This window comes from Nocardioides sp. W7 (assembly GCF_022919075.1).
Classification (GTDB): Bacteria; Actinomycetota; Actinomycetes; order Propionibacteriales; family Nocardioidaceae; genus Nocardioides.
Genome location: NZ_CP095078.1, coordinates 2,081,543 through 2,101,741 on the forward strand (window position 1 = coordinate 2,081,543; position 20,199 = coordinate 2,101,741).

A 20,199-nucleotide genomic window follows, 5' to 3' on the forward strand; every position below is an offset into this window, starting at 1 on the left:
AGAAGGCATCCTCGTGAACCGGACCCACCCCCGGCGCGGCCGGACCACCCGTCGATTCCCGCGCCTCACCCTCGCGCTCGCCATTGTGCTGGCCGGCCTCGGCCTGGCCCCGGTCGCGAGCCCGCCCGCTTCGGCGGCCGCCGTCGACCCGTGCAGCGCCCAGGGCAACAAGATCACCTGCGAGAACAGTCAGGCCGGCACGTCCAGCGACGTGTGGGATGACCAGTGGGGGGCCGGGAGCGACGACATCCAGGGCTTCTCGACCGACATCAGCGTCAACGTCGGCAACCGGGTCGACTTCAAGATCGACACCGCCGCCACGGCGTACACAGTCACGATCTACCGGATCGGCTACTACGACGGCGACGGCGCACGGCGGATCACCACGGTTCCGGTCACGGCCTCCCTGCCGCAGCACCAGCCCGCGTGCATCACCGACGTCACCACCGAGCTCTACGACTGCGGCAACTGGGGGGTCTCCGCCTCCTGGCAGGTACCGAGCACGGCCGTCTCGGGCGTCTACGTCGCGCGCCTGGAGATCCCCTCGAGCGGGGCCGCGAGTCAGATCACCTTCGTCGTGCGGGACGACTCGAGCCACTCCGACGTCGTCTTCCAGACCTCCGACACGACCTGGCAGGCCTACAACCTGTACGGCGGGTCGAACTTCTACAACGGCGGAGCCAACGGGCGCGCCTACAAGGTCAGCTACAACCGGCCGATGCTGACCCGGGGCGGCACCGGCGGCCGGGACTTCTTCTTCGCCAACGAGTACCCGCTGATCCGCTTCCTCGAGAAGAACGGGTACGACGTGAGCTACCAGGCCGGCGTCGACACCGACCGCCGCGGCCACCTGCTGACGAACCACAAGACCTTCCTGTCCGTCGGCCACGACGAGTACTGGAGCGGTGCGCAGCGCACCAACGTCGAGGCCGCCCGCGACGCCGGGGTCAACCTGCAGTTCCTCAGCGGCAACGAGGTCTACTGGCGCACCCGCTACGAGCCGTCCGCCGACGCCGGCCACACGCCGTACCGGACCCTGGTGAGCTACAAGGAGACCTGGGACCGCAGGAAGTCGGACACCAGCTCGGCGCAGTGGACCGGCACCTGGCGCGATCCCCGGTACGCCGCCCAGTCCGACGGTGGTGGGCTGCCGGAGAACCGCCTGATCGGCACCCAGTACCAGGTCAACCACGACGATCTGGCGGTCAAGGTGAGTGCCGCAGAGGGCCGGCTGCGGCTGTGGCGCGGCACCACCCTGACCAGCCTGGCAGCCGGCACGACGGCGACGCTCGCGCCGCACACCATCGGCTACGAGTCCAACGAGGACGTCGACAACGGTTTCCGCCCCCCGGGCCTGGTGCGGCTGTCCACGACGAACGGGCCGACCCCCGAGTACCTCACCGACTACGGAAACACGGTGGTGCCCGGAACGACCACCCACCACCTCACGCTCTACCGCGCGGCCAGTGGCGCGCTGGTCTTCAGCGCGGGCAGCGTGCAGTGGACGTGGGGACTCGACGCCGAGCACGACACGCCCTTCGCCCCCGAGCCCGCGGACAAGCGGATGCAGCAGGCGCAGGTCAACCTGCTCGCCGACATGGGCGCGCAGCCGAAGACCCTCAGCAGCGACCTGACCCTCGCCACCGCCTCCACCGACACGGCCGCCCCGACGACGAGCATCACGAGTCCCACGGCCGGTGCCTCCCGGGCGAACGGCGCCCGGCTCACCGTGACCGGCACTGCCACCGACACGGGCGGCGGCCGCGTCGCGGGCATCGAGGTCAGCACCGACGACGGGGACACCTGGCACCCGGCCACGACGCTGGACCAGCTGACCGGCGCCTGGACCTACACGGCTCCGCAGCGCGGCGTGGGGTCCGAGACGATCCGGGCCCGCGCGATCGACGACAGCGGCAACATCGGTGCCGCGACGAGTCGCGGGGTGACGGTCACCTGTCCCTGCACGGTGTACGGCGCCGACGAGCCCCAGACCGCCCCGGCGGATGACTCCTCCGGGGTCGAGCTCGGCCTGCGGTTCACCATGGCCGAGGACGGTTACCTGACCGGCGTCCGGTTCTTCAAGGGCACCGGCAACGGCGGCACCCACGTCGGCTCCGTGTGGAGCCCGACCGGTGAGCGACTGGCGACGGCGACGTTCGGCAACGAGACCGCGACCGGCTGGCAGCGGGTGGACTTCGCCTCCCCGGTCGCCGTCGCCGCGGGGGAGCAGTACGTCGCGTCGTACACCGCACCCAACGGTCGGTACTCGGTCGAGACCGACGCGTTCTCCTCGATCGCCTGGCTTCGTGCGCCGTTCCGGGTCCCCGGTGGGTTCGGGGCTCCGCCATCCGGCGTGTACGGCGCGCCCGGGAACTTCCCGCAGGAGTCCCACGCGAACACGGGCTACTTCGTCGAGCCGGTCTACAGCGTGACCGACTCCTCGCCGCTGACCCTGGTCGGGCGGACCCCGGTCGCGGGCTCGTCCAGCGTGCCGCGCGGCACGAAGCTCACGGCCCGCTTCTCGCGGCCGGTGACCCCCGCGAGCGCCACCATCACCCTGGTCGACAGCGCCGGCGACCCCGTCCCGGGCACCCGGGCGTACGACGCCGCGACCCGCACCGTCACCTTCACGCCCACGGCCGCGCTGGCGGGCGGGGTCCGCTTCACCGCCACGGCGGCGGGCACCGACTCGAACGGGCTCGGGCTGACCGGCTCGCCCTCGTGGTCGTTCACCACGGCGATGCCCGCGGGTGCGCCGGGAGTCTGCCCGTGCTCGTTGTTCTCCGACGACACGGTGCCCGGCACGGAGATCGACGAGCCGACGGCGGTGACCCTCGGGACCCGCTTCACCAGCGACGTCGCGGGGACGATCACCGCCGTGCGCTTCCACAAGGGCGCGGGCAACACCGGGACCCACGAGGGCGCGGTGTGGTCGGGCGCCGGCGAACGGCTCGCGGTCGGTACCTTCACCGACGAGTCCACCGCGGGGTGGCAGACCCTCGTGCTGGCGGAACCGGTCGAGGTCACCCCCGGCACCGAGTACATCGTGTCGTACCGCAGCCCCACCGGGCGCTACTCCCTGACCGCGGGAGCGTTCTCGGGATCCAACCTGTCGCGCCCCCCGCTGCGGGTCGACTCGACCGCGGGCAGCTTCACCTACGGCACCGGATTCCCGTCGTCGCGGTCGTCGTCTAGCTACCTGGTCGACGTCGTCTTCGAGCGGCGGCCCGCGACGATCGCGATCGAGGCCCAGGACCCGCCGGCCGGTGCCCTGGAGGTGCCCCGGAACAACCCGGTCCGGGTCTGGTTCAGCACGCCCATCCAGTCCGGCGCCACCCTCTCCGCGACCGTCGCGGGCCAGCCGGTAGCCGGCACCGCCGCGCTCTCCGGTGACGGCACCCGACTCTCCTTCGTCCCGAGCGCCCTGCTGCCCGCGGCCAGCGTCGTGACGGTGAACCTGGCGGGGGTCCGCTCGACCGAGGGCGTGGTCCTCGCCGACCGCAGCTGGACCTTCACCACCGAGGGTCCCGGCGCTCCTGCCCAGACGATCTTCGGCGACTCGATGCCGACGGTCCCGAGCGACGACTCCTCGACGCCGGTCGAGCTCGGCACCGCCTTCGTGCCGAGCCGGGACGGGACGGTGCGCGCCCTGCGGTTCCTCAAGGGCGCGGGCAACGGGGGCACCCACGTCGGCACCCTGTGGAGCGACACCGGGAGCGTGCTGGCCCGGGTGACCTTCGCCAACGAGACGCCGCTCGGCTGGCAGCGGGCCCGGCTGTCCACGCCCGTCCGGGTCGAGGCGGGGAAGCGGTACGTCGTCTCCTACCTCGCCCCGCAGGGCCACTACTCCTACTCGCTGGACCACTTCGCCCAGCCGGTGACCTCGGGCCAGCTGGTGGCTCCGGCCGGCGACAACGGCCAGTTCCTCTACGGCGCCAGCGGCGGCTTCCCGACCTACAGCTTCCGCTCGTCGAGCTACTTCGCCGACGTCGAGTACCTCCCGGACCCGGCCACGATCACGGTGAGCTCGCGCTCGCCCGCCTCCGGGGCCACGGACGTGACGGCTGAGGTCCATCCCTCGGCGTCGTTCAGCGTGCCGGTGCGGCCGACGTCGACGATCCGCGTGCTCGTCGGCGGTCAGCCGGTGGCCGGCACCGCGAGCCTCTCCGAGAACGGCCGACGGCTCAGGTTCGTCCCGTACGGACCGCTGCCGCACGACCAAGAGGTCACGGTGGCGCTCTCCGGGGTGGTCTCCACCGACGACGCGGTGCTGCCCGACGAGAGCTGGACCTTCCACACCCACCCGTCCTACCGGACCACCGTCACGATGTTCAACGGCATGACCCCCGCGACGGCGTCGGTCAACGACTCCGATCCCATCGAGGTCGGCGTCGCCTTCACTCCCGATTACGACGTGGACGTCACCGCGATCCGGTTCTACAAGGGGCCGGGGAACACCGGCACCCACGTCGGTCGCCTGTGGTCGCACGGGGCCTATCCCCAGGCCCAGGTCGTGTTCCAGGACGAGACCGCGACCGGCTGGCAGACGGCCGAGCTGTCGACGCCGTACCGGCTGACGGCGGGGACGACGTACGTCGTGTCGTACTACGCGCCGAACGGGCACTACAGCGCGACGCCGAACTACTTCACGGGCTCCAGTCCGCTGAGAGACGATCTGTTCTCCATGCCTGCGACGGACAACGGGCGTTACCGCTACCTGCTCGGAGGCGCGTACCCGACCCTCAGCTGGGCGGGGACGAACTACTTCGTCGGGGCGGTCCTCCGCAAGCCCTGAGGACCGCTCGGACGGTCTCCCCAATTGAGGGGATAGCACCCCGGCACAGGCCCGGGCCCGGTGCCCGCGAACTTCGATGGGGGTGTCCCGGCCACCATCCGTCAGGAGCCCGACCGATGTCCGCAGCGCAGCACCCGTCCACGTCCGCCCCGGCGCCCGACGCCCCTTCGGGGATCGCGGTCGTCGGGGCGGGCTACTGGGGCCCGAACCTGGTCCGCAACCTCTCCGCCTCGCCCGACTGGGAGCTGCTCGCCGTGTGCGATCTCGACCAGGAGCGGGCCCGGGAGGTCGCCGCGGGCCGGCCGGTCCAGGTGACCGACTCGCTGGACGAGGTGCTCGCCCGCGAGGACGTCGCCGCGGTCGCCATCGCCACCCCGGCCCGCACCCACCACGCGATCGCGGTGGCGGCACTGCGGGCCGGCAAGCACGTCCTGGTCGAGAAGCCGCTCGCCGACAGCGTCGAGGCCGGCCGAGCGATGGTCGAGCTGGCCCGCCAGCAGGGCCTGGTCCTGATGGCCGACCACACCTACTGCTACACACCGGCGGTCGAGAAGATCCGCGAGCTGGTCGCCGAGGGCGCCCTCGGCCAGATCCTGTACGTCGACTCGGTGCGGATCAACCTGGGGCTGATCCAGCCCGACGTGGACGTCTTCTGGGACCTGGCGCCGCACGACCTGTCGGTGCTCGACCACGTGCTGCCCGGCGGCCTGCGGCCGCTCGGCGTCGCTGCCCAGGGGTCCGACCCCGTCGGTGCCGGGCGGCCCTGCGTGGGCTACCTGAGCCTGCCGCTGCCCGGCGGCGCGATGGCGCACGTCCACGTCAACTGGCTCAGCCCGACCAAGATCCGCCAGATGGTGATCGGGGGCAGCGAGCGGACCCTGGTCTGGGACGACCTCAACCCGCAGCAGCGAATCAGCGTCTACGACCGGGGCGTCGACCTGGTCCAGCAGTCGGTGGACAGCGCGGACCGGCGTACCGCCTCGGTGTCGTACCGCCTCGGCGACACCTGGTCGCCGGCGCTGCCCGAGCGCGAGGCGCTGGGCGCGATGGTCCGCGAGTTCGCGGCCAGCATCCGCGGGGAGCGGGCGCCGGCCACCGACGGGGAGGCGGGGCTCCGGGTGCTGTCGGTGCTCGAGGCCGCGGCGACCAGCCTGCGCGCCCGGGGTGCGCTGGTCGACGTCGCGATCCTGGACCGGCCGCTGGAGATCGTCCGATGAGCGCGTTGCAGGGGGCCCGGGTGCTGGTCACCGGGGGCGCCGGGACGATCGGGTCGACCCTGGTCGACCAGCTGCTCGACGCGGGGGTCGCACGGGTCGACGTGCTGGACAACCTGGTGCGTGGTCGGATCTCCAACCTGGAGTCGGCCCTCGCCGACGAGCGGGTCCGGCTGGTGCCCGGCGACATCCGCGACCGCGACCTCGTCCATGACGTGACCCGCGGGCAGGACCTGGTCTTCCACCAGGCGGCGATCCGGATCACCCAGTGCGCCGACGAGCCGCGGCTCGCGCTCGAGGTGCTCGTCGACGGCACGTTCAACGTCGTCGAGGCGGCCTCCGACGCCATGGTCGACAAGATCGTCTCGGCCTCCTCGGCCTCGGTCTACGGCCTCGCGGAGGAGTTCCCGACGCCGGAGCGGCACCACCACCACGACAACGACACCCTGTACGGCGCCGCGAAGACCTTCGGCGAGGGACTGCTCCGCAGCTACGGCGCGATGCGCGGGCTCGACCACGTCTCGCTGCGCTACTTCAACGTCTACGGCCCGCGGATGGACGTGCACGGCCTCTACACCGAGGTGCTGGTCCGGTGGATGGAGCGGATCGCCGACGGGCTGCCGCCGCTGGTCTTCGGCGACGGCCGGCAGACCATGGACTTCGTCTTCTCCCGCGACATCGCCCGGGCCAATCTGCTCGCGGCCGCCGCGCCGGTCCGCGAGGGCGTCTACAACGTCGCCAGCGGCACCGAGACCAGCCTGCTCGGGCTCGCCGAGGCGCTGCTGCGGGTGATGGACAGCCCGTTGCCCGTGGAGCACGGACCCGATCGCGCGGTCAACGGCGTCAGCCGCCGGCTGGCCGACACCAGCGCCGCCGAGCGCGACCTCGGCTTCGTCGCCGAGATCGGGCTCGAGGACGGCCTGCGCGAGCTGGTCGCCTGGTGGCGCCCGCTGCGTGAGGAGATCGCCGCGGGCCGGCCGATGGCGGCCCGGTCATGACCGCCGACATCGCCCCCGCCACCGACCTGGGGCGGATCGACGTGATGCGCCCCTGGCTGGGCGAGGAGGAGGTCGAGGCGGTCGCTGCGGTGCTCCGCTCCGGCTGGGTCGCCCAGGGACCGCGGGTCGCCGAGTTCGAGGCCGCCTTCGCCCTCAGCCAGCACGCTCGGCACGCCCGGGCCGTCTCCAGCTGCACGACCGCGCTCCACCTCGCCCTGCTCACCGCCGGGGTGCAGGCGGGCGACGACGTGGTGGTGCCGTCCTTCTCCTTCGTCGCGACGGCCAACGCAGCGACGTACGTCGGCGCGCGCCCGGTCTTCGCCGACGTCGACGCCACCACCGGCAACCTCACCGCCGCGACGATCGAGCCGGCGCTGACCCGGAGCACGCGGGCCGTCGTGGTCGTCGACCAGGGCGGGGTGCCCGTCGACCTGGACGAGGTGCGGGCGCTGTGCGACCCGCTCGGGATCGTCGTCGTCGAGGACACGGCCTGTGCCGCGGGGTCGACCTACCGGGGCGCCCCGGTGGGTGCCGGCGCCGAGGTCGCGGCGTGGTCCTTCCACCCGCGTAAGGTGCTCACCACCGGCGAGGGCGGGATGCTGACCACCCAGCACGCGGCCTGGGCCGAGCGCGCCCGGCTGCTGCGCGAGCACGCGATGAGCGTCTCCGCCGCCGATCGGCACGCCAGCCTCCTCGCGCCGCCGGAGCAGTACACCGAGGTCGGCTTCAACTTCCGGATGACCGACCTCCAGGCGGCCGTCGGGATCGTGCAGCTGGCCCGGCTCCCCGAGGTGGTACGCCGTCGCCGCGAGCTCGCCGCGACGTACGCCGACGCGCTCGCCCGCGTCCCCGGGCTGCGACCGGTCGCGGACCCGGCGTACGGCGAGAGCAACTTCCAGTCCTTCTGGGTCGAGGTCGAGAGCGGCTACCCGCTCGACCGCGAGGCGCTGATGGCCGCGCTGGCCGCCGCCGGCATCTCGGCCCGCCGCGGGATCATGGCCATCCACCGGCAGCCGGCGTACGCCCGCGCCGGCCTGCGGACCGGCGCCCTGCCGGTGACCGAGCGGCTGAGCGACACCACCCTGATCCTCCCGCTGTTCCACGAGCTGGGCGAGGACCAGCAGGCCCGGGTCGTCGACGTGCTCCGCCGATCGGGGCGCCGCACGTGAGCACCTCCGAACGCACCCTGATCCTGGTGGCCGCCAGCGGCCTGGCCCGCGAGGTGATCGCCGTGGAGCGGACCCTGGACCGCTACGGCCGGATGTTCCTCGTCGACGACGACCGCCGGCTGTGGGGCTCGACCATCGACGACGTCCTGGTCCTCGGCGACCTCGCCCATGCGGGTGCCCGCGACGCCGACCTGGTCGTGTGCGCGGGGCAGGGCGCGGTCCGGCGCGGGATCGTGGCGCGGCTGGCCGAGCTGGGGGTCTCGCCGGACCGCTACCCGCCGGTGGTCCACCCGAGCGTCGATGTCCCCACAGGCTGTCGGGTCGGCGGCGGCAGCATCCTGCTGGCCCAGACCGTGCTCACCGGAGCGGTGCGGGTGGGGCGGCACGTGGTCGCCATGCCGCACGTGACGCTCACCCACGAGGTCGTCGTCGAGGACTACGCGACGCTGTGCGCCGGGACGAGCCTGGGCGGCAGCGTGCTGGTCGGCGAGGCGGCGTACGTCGGCATGAACGCGAGCGTGCGTCAGGGCGTGGAGATCGGGCCCGACGCGGTGCTCGGGATGGGAGCGGCGCTGGTCCGGTCGCTGCCCGCCGGCGAGACCTGGGCCGGCGTCCCGGCCGGGCCGCTCGTGGCCGGTGGCGTGGGGGGTGCCTGATGCGCTTCCGCCGCCCGCGCCCGCTTCGCTCGACGCCCACCGTGTCGGTGGTCGTGCCCTGCTACCGCTACGGGCGCTACCTGCCTGCCGCGGTCGCGAGCGCTCTGGACCAGCCGGGGGTCGAGGTCGAGGTGATCGTCGTCGACGACGCCTCCCCGGACGACAGCGCCGAGGTCGCCCGTGCCCTGGCCGCCGCCGACCCACGGGTCCGGGTCCTGGTCCACGAGCAGAACCGCGGTCACATCCAGACCTACAACGACGGTCTCGCCCTGGCCGAGGGTGAGTACGTCAGCCTGCTCTCCGCCGACGACCTGCTGACGCCGGGCTCGCTCACCCGGGCCGCCGCCCTGTTCGAGGCGCACCCCGGGGTCGGCCTCGTCTACGGCTACGCCCGCTCGTTCACCGGCGAGGTGCCGGTCGCGGTCCCACGGGTGCGCAGCTGGAGCGTGTACGCGGGCCGGGAGTGGCTCGACCTCACCGCGCGCCGCGGACGGTGTCTCATCAGCAGCCCCGAGGCGGTCGTGCGTCGCGAGGTGCTCGCCGGCGGCGGCTACGACGCGCGGCTCCCGCATTCCGCGGACTTCGCGCTGTGGCTGCGGGCCGCGGCTCACTGGGACGTCGCCCGCGTGAACGGCCCGATCCAGGCCTGGTACCGCGTGCACGACGCCAACATGCATCTGACCACGTACGCCGGCTGGCTCACCGACCTCGTCGAGCGGCGGCGTACCTTCGACCTCTTCTTCGCCGAGGTGGCCGACCCATCGACCGCGCGCGCCCAGCAGCCCATCGCCCAGCGGGCCCTGTGCCGGGAGGCGGCCCGGCGTGCCCTGGCCGCCCGTCGTGACGACCGGCCCGCCGAGGCCGACGCCTATCGCGCCTTCGCCCGGTCCGTCTGCTCGACCACGGAGCGCGACCTGAGCTGGCGGCTCGAGGCGCTGCTGGCCCGCTCCGCCGGTCCGCTGCCCGGGGGAGCCGCCCTGCGGGCGGCCGGCCGGGCCGGGCGCCACCTGCGCTGGCGCTACGAGCGGCGGTACGGCACATGAGCGCCGAGGTCTCGTCGCGCGCGGCGCGGATCGGCCGGGGCCTCGGGTGGAGCCTGGGCGGGAACGTCGTGCTGCGCGTCGGCAACGTCGCGATGTCGATCCTGATGGCGCGCCTGATCGCACCCGACGAGCTCGGTGTCTTCGCGGTCGCCCTGACCGTCTGGGCGATCCTCGGCACCCTGGCGGAGTTCGGGCTCGGTTCCGACCTGGTGCGGTCGAGCGACCCGGAGCGCCGGGCGCCGACCGTCGCCACCCTCGGCGTGCTGACCAGTGGCGCGCTGGCCGTCGGCATGGTGCTGGCCGCCGGTCCACTGGCCGAGGCGTTCCGCAGCCCGGAGGCGCGTGGCGTGATCGTCGTGATGGCGCTCGGCATGGCCGTCTTCGGCTTCACCATCGTCCCAGCCGCCCGCCTCCAGCGCGAGTTCCGTCAACAGACGCTGCTCTGGGTCAACGCCGCCGGCCTGCTCAGCTCGGCGATCGTGATGACCACCCTGGCGCTGCGTGACGTCGGACCGGAGTCGCTGGCCTGGGGACAGGTGGCCAACCAGGTCGTCCTGGTCGTCGGGCTGCACCTGGCCACCCGCCGCCGGCCTCGCTTCGGACTGGACCGGGAGATCGCCCGGGCGTCGCTGGCCTTCTGCCTGCCGCTGGCCCTGGCCAACCTCGTCTCGTGGGCGCTGCTCAGCGTCGACAACCTGATGGTCGCCCGGGTTCTCGGGCCCGCCGAGCTCGGTCTCTACCTGCTGGCCTTCAACGTGTCGTCGTGGCCGATGAGCGCCCTCGGCCAGGCCCTACGCGTCGTCGCGCTGCCCGGCTTCGCCCAGGTCGAGGACCCGGGCGAGCGCAACCGAGCCCTGCTGCGCGCGGTCGCGCCGGCCGTCACGGTCGCTGTGCTGATGGGGCTCACCCTCGCGACGCTGGCCGACCCCCTGGTCGCGGTGCTGTACGGCGAGCGCTGGTCGGGCGCGGCCGAGGCCCTGACCGGCCTCGCGGTCTTCGGCGCCCTGCGAGTCCTGCTCGACCTCGTCGCCACGTTCCTGATAGCCGTGGGCGCGACCACCGCGGTGCTGGCGGTCCAGGTTCTGTGGATGGTGGCGCTGGTGCCGACGATATGGGTCGGCCTGGTCGGCTTCGGGCTCTCGGGAGCCGGCTGGAGCCACGTCCTCGTCACCCTCGTCGTGGTCGTCCCGGCGTACAGCGTGTGCCTGCGGCGGGCCGGCGTCGACACGACCGCCTTCCTGCGCGCCGGACTGGTGCCGATCGCCGCGGCCGTTCCCGCGGCGGCGGCCTGCTGGTGGGTCGGTACCCGGTCGGGCCCGCCCCTGCTGGTGCTGGCCGCCGGCAGCCTCGTCGCGCTCGCGACCTACGCCTTGCCACTCGGCCCGTGGTGGCTGCGCCGGATCGCCGAACTGCGTCGGAGCGACGCCCGTCGACGGGTTCCCGTCCTGCTGACCGGGGGGACGCCGCGATGAGTGCACCGAGCCCCGCCATTCGACCCCGTACTGACGAAGGAGTTCTCGCATGAGCAACCTCACGCGCGCCGACCACCCGGAGGACCCGGTGCCCCTGGTCGACCTCCGGCCGCAGCAGGACCGGGTCGCCACCGAGGTCCGCGACGCGGTGCAGGCGGTGCTCGAGAGCGGCGCGTACGTCCTCGGCCCGCCCGTCTCGCGCTTCGAGGAGGAGTACGCCGCCTTCTGCGGCACCGACCACTGCGTGGGCGTCGGCAACGGGACCGACGCGCTGCACCTGGCCCTCCGGGCGGCCGGCATCGGATCCGGCGACGAGGTGATCGTCCCGGCCAACACCTTCGTCGCCACGGCGGAGGCCGTGGTCCTGGCCGGCGCCGAGCTGGTCCTCGTCGACTGCGACGAGGACCTGCTGATCGACGTCGACGCGGCCGCGGCCCGGCTGACCCCGCGGACCCGCGCCGTCGTCGGCGTGGATCTCTACGGTCAGGCCGCGCCGTTCGAGCGGCTGCGTGCCGTCGTCGGGCCCGACGTGCTGCTGGTCGAGGACGGCGCCCAGTCGCAGGGCGGCGCCCGGCACGGCCGTCCGACGGGCAGCCTGGCCGACGTCGCGGCGACCAGCTTCTACCCCGGCAAGAACCTCGGGGCGGTCGGCGACGCCGGCGCCGTCACGACCGATCGCGCGGACCTCGCCACCGAGCTGCGCAAGCTGCGCAACCACGGCGGGGTCGAGCGCTACCGGCACGAGGTGGTCGGCACGAACTCGCGGCTGGACTCGATCCAGGCCGCGGTGCTCTCGATCAAGCTCACCCACCTCAAGGAGTGGAACGCGCAGCGGGCCGCTGTCGCCGACCGCTACGCCGCCCTGCTCGGCGACCTCCCGCAGGTCGTGCTCCCGCGCACGGTGGCCGGCAACGAGCACGTCTGGCACCTCTACGTCGTCCGGGTGCCGGAGCGGGCCCGGGTGCAGCAGGCGCTGGCCGACGCCGGGATCGGCACCGGACTGCACTACCCGGCCCCGATCCACCTGATGCCGGCCTTCGCCGACCTGGGCCTGGGTCCCGGGAGCTTCCCGGTCGCCGAGCGCACTGCGGGCCAGATCCTGTCGCTGCCGATGTACCCCGGCCTGACCGCCGTCCAGCAGGAGCGGGTCGCGGCTGCGCTGGTCGCCGCGGTCTCGGAGCTCGGATCATGATGCGGCCCGCCGCTGGGGTGGGCGATCGTTGGCGGCAGGTCCGCCGGCTGCTCGCCACCGAGGGCACCGCCGGGCTCGGCCGGCGGGTGCGGCTGCGACTCGCCGAGGCCCTGGTGCCCCCCGGCTCGACCGGCCTCGCCGTCAGCGAGGAGGAGGTCGACCGCGCGACGGCGGTGGCGGCGGGCGTCGTACCGGCTCCCGGGCCGCTGCCCTGGCGGCCGGGCGAGCCGATGCGCGTGGCGTGGGTCTGCACGCCGCCGGCCCCGGGCTCGGGCGGGCACACGACCATGTTCCGTCTGGTCAGCGCACTCGAGCAGGCCGGACACCGGTGCGACCTCTACCTCCGGGACCGGCACGGCTGGTCACTCGACCAGCACCGGGAGATCATCCGGACCCACTGGCCGGAGGTGCGCGCCGGGGTCCACGACCTCGCCGGCGGGATCGCGGACTCGCACGCCGTCGTCGCGACCGCCTGGGAGTCGGCGTACGCCGTGCTCGCCTCGCCGGCCCGGGGCCGCCGCTGCTACCTGGTGCAGGACCTGGAGCCGATGTTCTACCCGGCCGGGAGCGCGGCGCTGCTCGCGGAGGCGACCTACAACTTCGGCATGCACGGCCTCACGGCCGGGCCCTGGCTCGCCGAGCGGCTGCGGGCCGACCACGGCATGACGGCCGACCACTTCGACTTCGGCTGCGACCTCGCGGTCTACCGGCCGCGCGAGGACGAGCCCACCGTGCCGCGCGACGGCATCGCCTACTACTGCCGTCCGGGCACCCCCCGGCGCGCGCACGAGCTCGCGCTGCTCGCCCTCACCCGGTTCGCCCGGCTGCACCCGGACGTCCCGATCCACTGCTACGGCACCGTCGTCGCCGACCTGCCGTTCCCGGCGATCCAGCACGGCCGGCTCTCACCGGTCGAGCTCGGCGCGCTGTACCGGCGCTGCGTCGCCGGACTGGTGCTCTCGGCGACCAACGTCTCCCTGGTTCCCCTGGAGATGCTCGCCGCCGGCTGCGTGCCGGTCGTCAACGACGCCGCCCAGCACCGGGCGGTGCTCGACAACCCGCAGGTCCGCTACGCCACACCGACCCCGCGCGACCTCGCCGACGCGCTCGCCGACCTGGTCGGCCAGCCGCCGACGGCACGCAGGGTCCGGGCCCTGGCGGCGGCGGACTCGGTCGAGGACGTCGGCTGGGACCGGGCCGGCGCCCAGGTCGAGCAGGCCCTGCTGCGCGTGGTCGCCCGACCCGTCGCGCCCGACCGGAGCGGTGTAGCACCCGACATCCGCGACAACTCCGAAGGGGAAGTGCCATGTACCTCGCTGACGCGCTGACCGTCCTGCTGCGCCGTTGGGTCGTCGTCCTGCTGGGCGTCCTCCTCACCGGCGGGGCCTGCTATGCGGTGATCAAGTACGTCGAACCCGACTACCAGGCCTCGGGCCAGATGCTGTTCCTGTTGCCGCCGGAGGCGTCGGGCGAGTCGACGCCCACCAGCCCGTTCCTGAACTTCCAGGCCGGCCTGTCCACCGCCGGGTCGCTGGTCGCGGGCCGGGTGGCCACCAAGGACGCCCAGCGCGAGCTCGCGGCGGAGGGGAACAGCGCGGAGTACGCCGTCGCCCTGACCCCCGAGGCCGGGCCGTTGTTGGTGATCACCAGCAAGGACAAGGACCCCGCGGTCGCCCTGGCCACCCGCGACGCCGTGATGGACAGGATCTCCGCCGACCTGGCCGCGATCCAGACCACGGCCCGGGTGCCGAACCGGCAGATGATCACCGCCCAGATCAGCAGCACCTCCGAGAACGCCGAGGTGCTGCCCGGCAGCCGGATGCGGGCCCTCGCCGGTGCTGCCGGTGCCGGCATGCTGCTCACCCTGCTGCTCGCCTTCGGCACCGACCGGATCGCGAACCTCCGCCGGGAGCGCCGCGCGCGTGCCGCCGAGCGCGGCAAGGGCGACCCGGAGGCGGCGGCCGACGAGGAGGCCTCGGCTGCCTCTCCGTCCCGGATGCGGGTGGCGGGCGAGCACAAGGAGGCCGGTGGAACCTCGGCCATGGCGAGCTGACCCCGATGCGGTGGGTCATCAGGAGGCTGGGGCTGGGCGAGCACCGCGGTGCGCCCCGGGCCGCGGCGTTCTTCGTCGTCGGGTACGCCGTGCTGCTGCTGGCCGTGCCCTCGCAGCTGATCCTGGCGCCGCTCGGTGCCCCGGGCACTCCCGCCAACCTCTGGGCGCTCGGCGGGCTGCTGTGCTGGATCTGCGCGACGGTCGGCGGCCTGAACCCGGTGCGCGGCGCCACCGCGACCCGGATCGCCGTCGGCATGCTGACCGTGGCGGTGCTCGCTGCGTACGCCAACGGGACCGTGTCGGGCTGGTACGCCCCGCCGGACGTTCGTCAGGTGACCGACGAGCTGTGGACCCTGGTGCCGCCGACGGTCTCCGACATCACCGCCACGATGATCAAGGCCGCCGACCGCGGGCTGCTCTCCTTCGCCGGCTGGATGGCGGTGGTGCTGATCTCTGCGGAGGGGATCCGTTCCTGGCGGGACCTGGAGCTGGTCGTCGCGGTGGTGGCCTGGCTCGGGACGCTGCTGGCCGCGCTCGGGCTGGCGCAGTTCCTCTGGGGCATCGACATCGCGCGCTACATCCAGATCCCGGGGCTCACCCCGAACGCCGACTTCGGTGCGGTGCTGGCGCGCTCGACGCTGAACCGGGTGTCCGGGACGGCCGTGCACCCGATCGAGTTCGGCGTGGTGCTCGCCAGCATTTTCCCGCTGGCGCTGCACTACAGCATCCACCGGTGGGGCCGGCGCGGTGCGCTGCTGCCGGTCGGGCTGGTGCTCGTGGGCGCGACGCTGTCGGTGTCGCGATCGGCGATCCTGGTGCTCGCGGTGACGATGGTCGTGCTGCTCCTCGGGTGGCCGAACGCCTGGCGGATCCGGGCGCTGATGCTGGCGCCGTTCGTCGTGGTCGGTCTCCGGCTCGCGATCCCCGGCCTGGTCGGCACGATCGTCTCGCTGTTCAAGAACGTCCAGAACGACCCCAGCGTGAGCGGGCGCACCGACGACTACGGCGTGGTCTTCGAGCTCTACGGCGAGCACCCGTGGCTGGGCCGCGGGCTGTTCACCTTCGTGCCGCGGCACTACCGCATCCTCGATGACCAGTACCTGATGATCCTGCTCGAGCTGGGTGTGCTCGGCCTGGTCGCGACGATGCTGCTCATCCTGACCGGCTTCGCGAACGGCCACCGCGCCCGACGGTGGGCGCGGACGGCCCGGTCGCGGCACCTCGGCCTGGCCCTCGCCGCGTCGATCCTCGGCAGCGCGGTGGGCATGGTGACCTTCGACGCCTGGGGGTTCCCGATGGCTGCGGGCAGCTCCTTCCTGCTGATCGGGCTGGCCTGTGCGGCCGCGCAGCTCGCGCTCGAGGAGCGCCCGCGCGAGCACCTCGAGGTCCCTGCCGGCACCGGCGGCGCCGTGAAGGAGACGACCCCGTGACGCCCGAGGAGCGGGTGCTCGTGGCCGTCGTGGCCTACAACAGCGCCGACGTGCTGCCCGGCCTGCTGGCCAGCCTGCCGGCGGCGATGGCCGGCGTACCGTGGCAGACCGTCGTGGTCGACAACGACTCCGCCGACGACAGCATCGACGTCGTCCGGCGCCTCGCGCCCGATGCCCGCGTCGTGGCCACCGGGCGCAACGGCGGGTACTCCGCCGGCATCAACGCCGCCGTCGCCGCGGGCGGCCCGCACACCGCGGTCCTCGTGCTCAACCCCGACGTCCGGCTCGACCCCGGCTGCGTGCCGGCCCTGCTGGCCGCGCTGCGCGAGCCCGGCGTCGGGATCGCCGTGCCGCGGCTGCGCGACGCCCGCGGCGTCCGGATCGACTCGCTGCGTCGCGAGCCCACGCTGGTGCGTGCTCTCGCCGACGCCGTGGTGGGCGCCGAGCGGGCCGGGCGGCACGGGCGGCTCGGCGAGGTCGTCACCGACCCCGAGGCGTACGACGGCGCCACCGACACCGACTGGGCCGAGGGGTCCACGCAGCTGATCGGTGCGGCCTGCTGGGCGCGGGTGGGGACGTGGGACGAGTCGTACTTCCTCTACTCCGAGGAGGCCGACTACGACCTGCGCGCCCGCGACGCCGGGTTCGCGACCCGCTACGTGCCCACCGCCGGCGCGGTGCACCTGGAGGGCGGCTCGGCGGGCTCGGCCCGCCTGTGGCCGCTGCTGGTCGTCAACCGGGTGCGGCTGTTCCGCCGTCGCCGGGGGTGGCTGCCGGCGGTGCTGTTCTGGGCGGTCCTGGTGCTGCGGGAGGGGAGTCGGGCCTGCCTGGGCCGGCCCGCGTCGAAGGCCGCGCTGTGGGCGCTGCTCGACCCGGTCCGGCTGCGCGAGCCCGCCGGTCCCGGATGGCTGCGCTGATCCGGGATGGTCCCTGACGGTGTGCCGGCGGGCGACCTGCAGAAGGTCAGGGACCAGGCAGGGTGCCGGTGCGTCAGCTGTGGGCCGTCTTTGCTATCCGTGTGACAAGTTCTCGAGGATCTGTCCCAGTGCTTCCCCTCGCTATTGAGGGCGCGAGCCGCCGGCCCTAGCCTCCGTCACGAAGCCGTGCTGCTGGTCCGGTCGGGAGTGGAAGGGCGAACATCTCATGAGCGAGACGAACGGAATCAGACGCAGGGCGACAGCGATTCTCGCGACGTCGGCCCTGCTGGCCACGCCTGCCCTGCTCGCACCTGCGAGTGCCCGGCCCTCGGCAGCCGAGGAGCCGTGCACGAAGGTCTACGGCGTCCGCGTTCAGCTGTTGAAGTCGGAGCGCGCGACCCGGGGTGGAGCCGTCCTGAAGATCACCAATGCCGCACGGTGTCCGCGAGGACGGTTCAAGGTCAGGTGGCCGGGTGGCTCGAAGACCCTGCGCATCCGGCCCGACAGCGTCGGCGTCGCCAGGCTGCGGCTGCCGCGCCTCACGCCCGGCGATCGGGTCACCGTCGTCTACCGATCCCACGGCCAGGTGGCCGGACGCGACCGCATCACGATCAGGCCGCCACGCCCCTGAGGTTGCTCCGCCGCGTTCTCAGCGCAGGCGCTTGGCCAGGCCGACCAGCTCGCCGCGGGCGCGGTGCGGGAGCGGCGGTCGGCGCAGCACGCTCGTGCGCAGCCCGTCGAGGGTGTCGCCGGCCCGCAGGCTGAAGCGCGGCTGGATCCAGTCGCCGTCGCGGGCCCAGCGGCGGTCGCTGGTGTGCACGCTGCGGTAGCCCAGGGAGCGCAGCCGCCGCAGCAGGGCTCGGTCGTAGCGGCCCAGCGGCAGGGCGGCGTCCTCGACGGGCTCGCCGAGCAGGATCTCGAGCCGGTCCCGGGCCGTGACGAGCTCGCGCTCCCGCACGGCGGGGTCCATCCGCCGCCACGGTCGGTGGTCCATCCCGTGGGTGCCGATCCGCATCCCGCGCTGCTGGAGCTGAAGGACCTGGTCGCGGCTCAGGCTGCCGTCCTGGTCGAGCCGGCCGGCGAGCACGAAGAAGGTGGCCGACAGCCCGCGCTCGAGGAGCGCCGGCAGGCCGGTCTCGGCGTCGGAGGCGTTGCCGTCGTCGAAGCTCAGCCGGACCCGCGGGTCGTCGGCCACCTCGTCGAGGATCCGGTGGAACAGCTCGGTGCCGATCCAGTACGGCGCCTCGCCGGGCTCGAGCTCGCGAGCCGGGGCGCCGATCCCGTGGAAGCAGAGGTTGAGGCACGGCTCCGGCGGCACGGTGGTCATCGGGCCACCCCGGTCCGGGTCGAGGCGTCGCGACCCCAGGCCGCGGCACCGCTCGGTGGCACTCGTCGGGCCTGGAGGGCGGCCCAGCCGGTGAGCGCGACGTACACGACGGCCGCGGGGGCGAGCCAGGGCCGGGGGAGCACCACCTCGCGCAGCCAGGCCGCGCGGTCGGAGCGGCGTACCCCCGCCCCGGGCTGGCGCCCGCGAGAGGTACGACGCAGCTCGGCGTTCCCGCGGCGCACCCGGACCAGGCGCCGGACCAGGTCGCCGGTGCGCATCGGAGCCGCCACGGTGGTGGCCACGTCCGGGAGCTGCACCCGCTCCTCGTCGGTGAAGAGGGAGTCGAGGAAGAGGTCGTCGGCGACGATGTCGGGGAAGGTCGTGAACCGGCCCCGGCCGGCCTCCGAGAGGGCGATCATGCCCCGGCCGAACAGGCCGCGCTCGAAGACCGGGAGCCGCCGGTGCACCGCCGTGTAGGCCCGCACCGGCCAGGGTCGCCCGGTTACCTCGACGTGCCGCGACGGCACCGCGACCAGCGGCCTGCCGGGCCCGTCGAGGACCTCGCAGAGCCGGCGCACGGTCGCGACGGTGGCGGGGATGTCGGCGTCCAGGTAGACCCGCGGGAACGCGGTCGCGACCCGGTCGCCGGCGCGCAGCGCCTCGGTCTTGCTGGGCCGCTCGCACTCGAGCACGGTGACCCCGGCGTACTGCCGGGCCCGGTCGGCGGTCCGGTCGGTGCAGCCGTTCGCGACGACCACCACCTCCAGCTCGCCGGGACCGGAGCCGGACAGCAGCGCGCTGAGGGTGCGGCCGATCACCTGCTCCTCGTCGTGGGCGGCCACCACCACGCTCGCGCGCGCCGTGGCCGGATGCGTGGCGGGCTCGCTCCTGGCTTCGCTCATGGAGCCAGCCTGGGCGCGGTCACCGCGGCCTCGGGCGGCCTCTCGAGTCGCTCCCCAGGATTGGGTACGCGCCGGCACAGCCGCCCGTTACTCCCGGCTGCGCTCCCTACCGTCGTGGACATGCTCGACGACGACACCGTCCGGGTCGCGCCCATCCGTCCGGCCGACCTGCCGGAGGTGGGGGCGTTCCTCCACGACCACCTCAACCCCCGGCTCAGCGCGGCCGAGTGGGCGGTGGCCGCCGTACCCACCTGGCGGGTCGACGCGCCCAACCACGGCTTCCTGCTGCGAGCGGGCGACCGGCTGGTCGGGGTCCAGCTCGCGTTCTACGCCGAGCGTGAGGTCGCGGGGCGGCCGGTGCGCTTCTGCAACCTCGGCGCCTGGTGCGTCCTCGAGCCCTACCGCGGTCACGGCCTGCGCCTGCTCCGGGCCGCCCTGGCGCAGCGCGGGCACGTGTTCACCGACCTCTCGCCCAGCGGCTCGGTCGTGGCGATCAACGAGCGGCTGCGCTTCCGGCGCCTCGACACGACCACGGCGCTGGTGGCCAACCTTCCCGGCCGGCGCCGGGCCCGGGTCGTCACCGACCTCGACGAGATCGACCGCCGTCTCGAGGGTGTCGACCGGGTGCTGTTCCGCGACCACCGCGGTGCCGGGGCGGCGCACCACGTGCTCCTCGACGCCGGCCCGCGCGGGCACTGCTACGTGATGTACCGCAGCGACCGGCGCCGCGGGATGCGGCTGTTCGCGACCCTGCTGCACGTCTCGGACCCGCGCCTGCTGCGCCGCTGCCGGCCCGACCTGGCCCGGCACCTTCTCGCGCGTCGGCTGCCGGTGACCCTCGCCGAGCTGCGCGTCGTCGGCGAGCGCCCGGCCGGGTCGGTGCTGCTGCGCCACCCGCGACCCAAGCAGGTCCGTGGCGCCGAGGTGTCCCCGGACGCCGTCGACAGCCTCTACAGCGAGCTCGTGCTCGTCGCCTGGTGACCCCGTGACCGCCCACCCGCCCCTGCCCCTGCCGCTGCTCAGGAGTCCCC

General features: G+C 73.9%; 16 protein-coding genes. 14 read left to right on the forward strand and 2 right to left on the reverse strand.

Translation table 11 applies throughout. The features are described 5' to 3' along the window. Nucleotides 1–13 precede the first annotated feature (13 nt). The 13 genes from MUB56_RS09845 to MUB56_RS09905 all read left to right on the forward strand — a co-directional run bounded on the left by MUB56_RS09845 (nucleotide 14) and on the right by MUB56_RS09905 (nucleotide 17,570). Entirely contained in the window at nucleotides 14–4,795 is a 4,782-nt protein-coding gene (locus tag MUB56_RS09845; RefSeq protein WP_244931721.1) for a DUF4082 domain-containing protein, read from the forward strand. Between the two features lie 116 nt (nucleotides 4,796–4,911). After that, nucleotides 4,912–6,012 (forward strand): Gfo/Idh/MocA family oxidoreductase, encoded by a 1,101-nt coding sequence (locus MUB56_RS09850; protein WP_244931722.1) that lies wholly within the window; start codon nucleotides 4,912–4,914, stop codon nucleotides 6,010–6,012. Further along, nucleotides 6,009–7,007, forward strand: coding sequence for an NAD-dependent epimerase/dehydratase family protein (locus MUB56_RS09855; protein ID WP_244931723.1), 999 nt, complete (start codon nucleotides 6,009–6,011; stop codon nucleotides 7,005–7,007). Before MUB56_RS09850 ends, MUB56_RS09855 begins: the two co-directional genes overlap by 4 nt. Next, nucleotides 7,004–8,176: a DegT/DnrJ/EryC1/StrS family aminotransferase gene (locus MUB56_RS09860; RefSeq protein ID WP_244931724.1), complete on the forward strand. Its 1,173-nt coding sequence runs from the start codon at nucleotides 7,004–7,006 to the stop codon at nucleotides 8,174–8,176. Before MUB56_RS09855 ends, MUB56_RS09860 begins: the two co-directional genes overlap by 4 nt. Continuing rightward, nucleotides 8,173–8,832, forward strand: coding sequence for an acetyltransferase (locus tag MUB56_RS09865; protein WP_244931725.1), 660 nt, complete (start codon nucleotides 8,173–8,175; stop codon nucleotides 8,830–8,832). Before MUB56_RS09860 ends, MUB56_RS09865 begins: the two co-directional genes overlap by 4 nt. Next, nucleotides 8,832–9,875, forward strand: coding sequence for a glycosyltransferase family 2 protein (locus MUB56_RS09870; protein WP_244931726.1), 1,044 nt, complete (start codon nucleotides 8,832–8,834; stop codon nucleotides 9,873–9,875). Before MUB56_RS09865 ends, MUB56_RS09870 begins: the two co-directional genes overlap by 1 nt. Continuing rightward, nucleotides 9,872–11,347, forward strand: a complete 1,476-nt coding sequence (locus MUB56_RS09875; protein ID WP_244931727.1) for an oligosaccharide flippase family protein — start codon at nucleotides 9,872–9,874, stop codon at nucleotides 11,345–11,347. The genes MUB56_RS09870 and MUB56_RS09875 overlap by 4 nt, the downstream gene beginning before the upstream one ends. A gap of 49 nt (nucleotides 11,348–11,396) precedes the next feature. After that, nucleotides 11,397–12,539 carry a DegT/DnrJ/EryC1/StrS family aminotransferase gene (locus MUB56_RS09880; RefSeq protein ID WP_244931728.1) on the forward strand — a complete coding sequence of 381 codons (1,143 nt, stop codon included), beginning with the start codon at nucleotides 11,397–11,399 and terminating at the stop codon, nucleotides 12,537–12,539. Further along, the gene (locus MUB56_RS09885; RefSeq protein ID WP_244931729.1) at nucleotides 12,536–13,867 is read left to right on the forward strand and encodes a glycosyltransferase family 1 protein; all 1,332 of its coding nucleotides are present in this window, start codon (nucleotides 12,536–12,538) and stop codon (nucleotides 13,865–13,867) included. Before MUB56_RS09880 ends, MUB56_RS09885 begins: the two co-directional genes overlap by 4 nt. Beyond that, a complete protein-coding gene (locus tag MUB56_RS09890; protein ID WP_244931730.1) occupies nucleotides 13,846–14,592 on the forward strand; it encodes a hypothetical protein in 747 nt (248 codons plus the stop codon). Before MUB56_RS09885 ends, MUB56_RS09890 begins: the two co-directional genes overlap by 22 nt. 5 nt (nucleotides 14,593–14,597) lie before the next feature. Continuing rightward, a complete protein-coding gene (locus MUB56_RS09895; RefSeq protein ID WP_244931731.1) occupies nucleotides 14,598–16,022 on the forward strand; it encodes an O-antigen ligase family protein in 1,425 nt (474 codons plus the stop codon). Then, nucleotides 16,019–16,939: a glycosyltransferase family 2 protein gene (locus MUB56_RS09900; protein WP_244931732.1), complete on the forward strand. Its 921-nt coding sequence runs from the start codon at nucleotides 16,019–16,021 to the stop codon at nucleotides 16,937–16,939. Before MUB56_RS09895 ends, MUB56_RS09900 begins: the two co-directional genes overlap by 4 nt. 226 nt (nucleotides 16,940–17,165) lie before the next feature. Continuing rightward, nucleotides 17,166–17,570: a hypothetical protein gene (locus tag MUB56_RS09905; RefSeq protein WP_244931733.1), complete on the forward strand. Its 405-nt coding sequence runs from the start codon at nucleotides 17,166–17,168 to the stop codon at nucleotides 17,568–17,570. Nucleotides 17,571–17,588: 18 nt separating this feature from the next. On the opposite strand, the gene MUB56_RS09910 is transcribed toward MUB56_RS09905, so the two are convergent. Together MUB56_RS09910 and MUB56_RS09915 are read right to left on the reverse strand one after the other, a co-directional pair. Then, the gene (locus MUB56_RS09910; protein ID WP_244931734.1) at nucleotides 17,589–18,266 is read right to left on the reverse strand and encodes a polysaccharide deacetylase family protein; all 678 of its coding nucleotides are present in this window, start codon (nucleotides 18,264–18,266) and stop codon (nucleotides 17,589–17,591) included. Next, the gene (locus MUB56_RS09915; protein WP_244931735.1) at nucleotides 18,263–19,168 is read right to left on the reverse strand and encodes a glycosyltransferase; all 906 of its coding nucleotides are present in this window, start codon (nucleotides 19,166–19,168) and stop codon (nucleotides 18,263–18,265) included. The genes MUB56_RS09910 and MUB56_RS09915 overlap by 4 nt, the downstream gene beginning before the upstream one ends. Before the next feature lie 120 nt (nucleotides 19,169–19,288). On the opposite strand from MUB56_RS09915, the gene MUB56_RS09920 reads away from it, so the two are divergent. Continuing rightward, complete coding sequence (locus MUB56_RS09920) at nucleotides 19,289–20,149, forward strand: hypothetical protein (protein ID WP_244931736.1); 861 nt, start codon at nucleotides 19,289–19,291, stop codon at nucleotides 20,147–20,149. The last annotated feature ends 50 nt before the right edge of the window (nucleotides 20,150–20,199 follow it).